Source organism: Paenibacillus sp. FSL P4-0113, from assembly GCF_038009305.1.
GTDB classification, from domain to species: domain Bacteria; phylum Bacillota; class Bacilli; order Paenibacillales; family Paenibacillaceae; genus Paenibacillus; species Paenibacillus polymyxa_D.
The window spans coordinates 521101-527202 of sequence record NZ_JBBPAZ010000001.1 but is presented as its reverse complement, the minus strand read 5'-3'; the positions used below and the strand labels follow the sequence as shown (position 1 = coordinate 527202).

The following is a 6102-nucleotide window of genomic DNA, read 5'->3' as shown; positions in this document are numbered from 1 at the left end:
ACGTATCTCTCCTCGCGAAATAGATAGGGGTAAAGTAACTCCTCATAAATGACCGCCCTTGTCAAGGAACTAGTCATGCGTGTCTTTTCTCCGGCATTAAATTGCCAATGGTAGTCGGCAAAAGCGATCACTCCTGATATACCATTGAGATATGGGTGCCTTCAAAGAGCTGAATTTGAATCGAAACAAGCGCATCTTCTTTTTCATCGCTCACACTTTCGCAGTGCAAGCTTTTTTAGTTGTGCGGACATAGCAAATAACTCTGACTCTGGATGTATGAAAATGTGCATGGAATGAGAATATTTTTGAATTATGCTGAGAGTACATCTTGGTGGTGGGTTGTAGAATGGTTGCCACAATATTAACAACGTAGTGTATCATGATGTGTGCTGTCGAATCTTGGCTGGAGGGTATCGATGCTGTGAGATACATGAGCTGCTGCAGCGTGGTTAGGAGCGTGATTCACGACTGCGCTTATGACTTCCTGATTTTGTACATGGATGAAAAATGATGGTCATCGGACGGGCCAACGGGGTTCCCATGCTGCTAAGGATACGTTTCACATACCTTAAAAATAATGAAGTTGTCTTTTGCAATACGGGAGATGTGGGACGGATTTACTGGATATGATGCTATGGACAGGGACTCTTACAGTTTGGCCTATACAACTGCCATGCTGTTTCAATTACAATCAGTGCCCCCATACATTGTCTAAAAAAGAGAACAGCTTATGTACTTATGAAGCCATTTCGGGAAGCAGTGAGGGCATGTTGTCCTGCTTGATGTCCATGGAGCTTCTGTTGAACAACTTCTATGTTCTGCAAGCCATTAAGCAAAGTCCTCATATCGGGCGAAAATAACTGGATCTTCTCAGTCAGATAGATCACGATTTTTAAAAACTAAGACATGATCGGAGTCGCCATATAAATTTCTCAAATCCTCTTATTGCCCAAAATTTCACAATAAATCCTTATATCCCTTTTTTCCTCCCAATACTTTCTAGCTATTTTAAATATACAAACTTTAAAACCGATTAGCATGGGACAAAAGTTCCAAATTGATAGATTTCATGAAATCCATAAATAACCCATATTATTCTATTATTTTTATATCTTCAAATACAAGAATTTCACTTTTTTATTAAATTGAATACCGATCATGACCCGTTAACGTGATTCAAGACAAAATTTTTGATTTTATAAATTGATAAAATCAAAATGACGTAGACTTGCAAAAAAGTCCAAAACCCTTGTATCAAAACAAATTTTACGTTACACATCATTAACACAAATGTAACAAATCAATTCTGACATCATCCGACAAATTTCAACTTTTTCAGCAATATTCTTTAATCACCTATATAATGGAATTTATTCACATCAAGCAGAAGTGATTCAAAATTAATAACTCTTCATTTTTTAAATAGATAGTGACTTTTCATAGCTCTTTTGAACTAATTCACATGCAAAATTTTCTTTAATTTTCTTCTGAAATTTTATTTCAGATTAAATTTTTCTCTAATTTTAGCTAGAAACTTTGCTTTTTATTTAATAGAAACGTTTTGATCTTCCTTTAAAAGTATAAATTTTTAGAAAAATCATAACTATGGAACTATTTTTTTCGCAAAATTCAATGAACCGAAAACATAAAAATAGCAAGTCTCCATGTTGCAAGAGACTTGCTATTTTTATGTTTTGGCGACTTGACCCTTAAGAATGAAGTGAATACTGCCACAGCGAACGTACCAGAAACATTTGTTGTGTGATGTATACTGTGTACGAATCGAATCGTTTTTGTTGCCGAGCGCATCACAACCGATTGAGCTTCTGCCCTGTGATCAGACATGGAACAAATCCTTTGCAACCACTCACCAGATATCCAGACAAACAATCGTATATCGCGTCTTTTAGATGACAAGGGATTCCCGCGGCTGTCCACATTAACCGATTCAAACTGGTGCGAGAACTGAACCGGATAATCAGAGCTTGGCTTCTACGCCTACTTTGCTGCAATAAGAATCGTTCTTCACCCATCCACTACATCTGCTTGTAAATCTGTTGCAATTTCAATCATCTTAGGCACGACAGCCTCATTGGAAATAGCCACGTACACATCCCCCATGTAATGACGAAAAGGTATTTCTACGTCAGCATACTTCCACATGAAAAAATCTCCCTCGATCGACATGGTGCTCTCAGCACCTTGTATGATAAGCTCCCGTGAATACGAAAAGTCTGGCTGGGATGCAAAGTAATCTTTGCACTCCTCCAGGGAAATGGATTGCTCCACAGGATTTTCCTGCATGGAACGGGTGATTCGAAAACGCTGGTTCATTGATCTGCCTCCACAATTATGATTAAGAAATTCTGGCTCTTATACCTTATAATGTCCACATGATGATGTTAATTAAGTTGGAACTATATGGATATTCATTATACTTTCAAGCAGTTACTTTTTAGGACGCATGTTCAAACTGACTGTTGTATAGATCGGCATAGAAGCCGCCTTTTGCTAGCAATTCCTCATGGTTACCCATTTCGATAATGTCACCGTCCTTCATGACCAGAATCAGATCCGCATTCTTGATCGTCGAAAGTCGGTGAGCAATCACAAAGGAGGTTTTCCCCACAGTCAGCTGATCCATCGCTTGTTGAATCAGCAATTCCGTACGCGTATCGACCGAGCTTGTGGCCTCATCCAGAATGAGCATAGGTGAATCTTCAATCATCGCCCTTGCAATGGTAATCAATTGCTTTTGACCCGCAGAGAGATTGGCTTTGTCATCCAGAACTGTATCATATCCCTGCGGCAGTGTTTTAATGAAACTGTGCAGTCCCACCGCTCTACATGCAGCTTCTACCTGCTCATCAGTAACATGATCTTTGGAAAAGACGATATTGTCACGAATCGTTCCTTCGAACAGCCAGGTATCCTGAAGCACCATACAGAATAATTCATGAATATTCTCACGCGTTAATTGGCTGATCGGGGTTCCGTCAATGTAGATTTCTCCATCGTTCAGCTCATAAAACCGCATGAGTAAATTCACGAGCGTGGTCTTACCAGCGCCTGTCGGACCGACAATGGCGACTTTCTGACCAGCTTCAGCTTTCATAGAGAAGTCTTTGATAATCATATGGTCTTCGTTATAACCGAAACGAACATGTTTGAATTCAACATCCCCTTTGGCGTTATCCAGCTTCATAGTCTTGTCACTTTCATCCGCCAATTCTTCTTCACCCAAAAATTCGAATACACGTTCACTGGCAGCAGCAGCCGATTGCAAATTGGTTGCTGCCTGCGCCAACTGTGACAAGGGCTGTGTAAATAGACGAATATACACCATGAAGGCGACAATAGTTCCGATGGTTATAGTCTGTTGGTTGACCAGCAAAGCTCCCACAACACAGACCGCGACATAACCAAAATTTCCAATGAACATCATGACTGGCATCATCAGACCAGACATGAACTGGGACTTCCATGCATTTGTATATAAGCGGCTGTTAATGCCATGAAACACCTCCTTGGCTGCTTGTTCCCCGTTATAGACCTTGACTACGTTATGACCAGCATAGGTTTCTTCGATATGACCGTTGATCTGGCCAAGCTCCGCTTGCTGTGCTACAAAGTATTTCTGTGAATGCTTCATAATCACGCTCATCAGGCTAAAGCCGATCAGCGTAGCTACAATTCCGGTAACGGTCATGATCCAGTTCGTATAAAGCATCATAATCAAGGCTCCCACGAAAGTGGCCAGCGCACTAACAAGCGTGCCGAGACTGTTGTTTAGCGTTTGTCCGATGGTATCGACATCGTTGGTTACGCGGCTAAGCACATTACCGTAACTCGTAGAGTCAAAATACTTCAAAGGCATATGATCGATTTTTCGAGACAGCTCTGTTCGCATCTTCTTTGTAAGACGCTGTGAGACGGTTGCTGTAATGAAGCCCTGAAAATAGTTAAAAATAAGACCAAATCCATATAAAAGCGCTAATACAAAAACAATCTTCTGAACAGCACTTACATCAATCCCGGTTACGATTCCTTCCTGAATCAGGTTGGCAATATCACTGAGCTTATCTGGGCCAATCACGTTGAGGGTAGAGCCGACCAGGGCCAGTACCATAGCGAGTATAATCATAGGCACATAGGCCTTGCTGTAGGATGCAAGCTGGCTGATGGTCTTTTTAAAATTATTTGCTTTTTCACCACCACCCCTGCCCCCCGCGGGACCTTTGCCCATGGGACCTGGCTGATTCATTTTCATTTGCTGGCTGTCGACGGTGTGTTCATTCTTATCCATGTATGAGTTCCTCCTTCGAAAGCTGCGAATATGCGATCTCCTGATAGGTGCTGCAGTTCGTCATCAGCTCTTCATGCGTGCCACTCCCTACAATCTCCCCCTGGTCCAGCACGATAATTCGGTCAGCGTCTTTGATAGTGCCTATGCGCTGACCAACAATAAGTGTCGTAGCGTGGCCGGTTTCTTTTTTGAGAGCGGAGCGCAGAATCCGATCTGTTCTGTAATCTAGTGCCGAGAAGGAATCATCGAAAATATAAATTTCCGGCTGTCGGTAGATGGCACGCGCAATCGACAGCCGTTGCTTTTGACCACCCGACACGTTCGCTCCACCTTGCGAAATTCTACCCTGATACTGACCATCCATTTTTTCAACAAACTCCGTTCCTTGAGCAATACCAACGGCTTCTTTGACGAGTTTCTCTGAAGCTCCTGCTCTTCCGTTAACACCATACGAAACGTTGGATACCACCGTACCGTTGAACAGTACAGCTCTCTGGGGAACATATCCGATTTTGTTATGGAGTGCCTGCTGATTATAGTTCCTGACATTCACACCGTCCACGAGTACCTCTCCCTCGGTCACATCATAGAAGCGGGGAATTAGATTGATCACGCTGGTTTTGCCGCTGCCTGTAGCGCCAATAAAGGCAACCGTCTCGCCTCGTTTCGCCGTAAAGCTAATATTGCGAAGCACGGCCTCCTCCGCGTCCGGATATTTGAAGCTGACATTACGGAATTCCACTTGCCCCATAACGCTTTCTTCTCCAGTCGTCTCATGCCCGTTAACGATACTGGATTCGGTATTCAAAACCTCCATGATCCGTTTGGCAGAAATCGAAGCTCGAGGCATCAGGAAGAAAATCATACTTACCATCATAAAGGCCATGACCACCTGCACCGCATAAGAGGAGAATACGACCATATTAGAGAATAGCGTAATGCGGTCCGGCACGGCCGCTCCGTTAATCAGGTAAGTGCCAACCCAATAGATCGAGACACTCAGACCCGACATAATAAAGGTCATACCCGGGCCAACCATTGCCATTAACCGGTTCGCAAACAGGTTTGTATTCGTCAATTCGGCATTAGCCTGCCCGAACTTCTCCTCCTGATACTGATCTGCATTATAAGCGCGCACCACCCGAAGCCCGGTCAGATGCTCACGTGTTACTCTGTTCAGATTATCGGTGAGACGTTGGATTTTTTGGAAACTCGGAAGAGCGAAAATAACAATGACACTCAGCATCAGGATCAGGACAGCCACAGCCACTCCTGTAGAGGCGGTCCACTGCCAGTTTTTATCCGCAATTTTTGCAATGGCCCACACGGCCAGAATCGGCGCCTTGATGATCACCTGCAGCCCCAGCGCAACCACCGTTTGAATTTGGGTAACATCGTTCGTGGAGCGGGTGATAAGGCTGGCTGTTGAAAAGTTGTTCATCTCTTCCATGGAAAAAGATAAGGCCTTGTCAAAGACCATCGCACGCAGACGCATGGCCAGCCCTGCCGCGACCTTTGCCGCAAAATAGCCGACAATAATAGATGCAATCATACTGCCGACGGCACAAAACAACATGTAACTGCCGGGAATCAGCAGTTCGGACATAGGTGTTCCTTCTGTTTGCAGCTTGGTCGTAATTTCCGCCATATAATCAGGTAGCTTCAGATCAAGCCATACCTGCACAACGATGAAAGCCAGGCTGCAAAGCACGAGCATCCATTCATTTTTTTTGAGATATTTGAATATCTTTAGCATTCCGTTGCTCTCCTTTTATCTGATAGTCTTTGATGTCTGG

3 protein-coding genes are annotated in these 6102 nt (G+C 43.4%); all 3 read right to left on the bottom strand.

Annotation, left to right across the window (positions count from 1 at the left end):
* Positions 1-2025 precede the first annotated feature (2025 nt).
* The 3 genes from MKX46_RS02115 to MKX46_RS02105 all read right to left on the bottom strand — a co-directional run bounded on the left by MKX46_RS02115 (position 2026) and on the right by MKX46_RS02105 (position 6062).
* Positions 2026-2334: a hypothetical protein gene (locus tag MKX46_RS02115; protein ID WP_039275163.1), complete on the bottom strand. Its 309-nt coding sequence runs from the start codon at positions 2332-2334 to the stop codon at positions 2026-2028.
* A gap of 121 nt (positions 2335-2455) precedes the next feature.
* The gene (locus tag MKX46_RS02110) at positions 2456-4306 is read right to left on the bottom strand and encodes an ABC transporter ATP-binding protein (RefSeq protein WP_165150625.1); all 1851 of its coding nucleotides are present in this window, start codon (positions 4304-4306) and stop codon (positions 2456-2458) included.
* A complete protein-coding gene (locus tag MKX46_RS02105; protein WP_039275165.1) occupies positions 4299-6062 on the bottom strand; it encodes an ABC transporter ATP-binding protein in 1764 nt (587 codons plus the stop codon). The genes MKX46_RS02110 and MKX46_RS02105 overlap by 8 nt, the downstream gene beginning before the upstream one ends.
* Positions 6063-6102: the final 40 nt, after the last annotated feature.

Excerpts from the sequence above, each read along its gene's own strand:
- MKX46_RS02105 (WP_039275165.1), bottom strand. The coding sequence starts at position 6,062 with ATGCTAAAGATATTCAAATATCTCAAAAAAAATGAATGGATGCTCGTG.
- MKX46_RS02115 (WP_039275163.1), bottom strand. The coding sequence starts at position 2,334 with ATGAACCAGCGTTTTCGAATCACCCGTTCCATGCAGGAAAATCCTGTG.
- MKX46_RS02110 (WP_165150625.1), bottom strand. The coding sequence starts at position 4,306 with ATGGATAAGAATGAACACACCGTCGACAGCCAGCAAATGAAAATGAAT.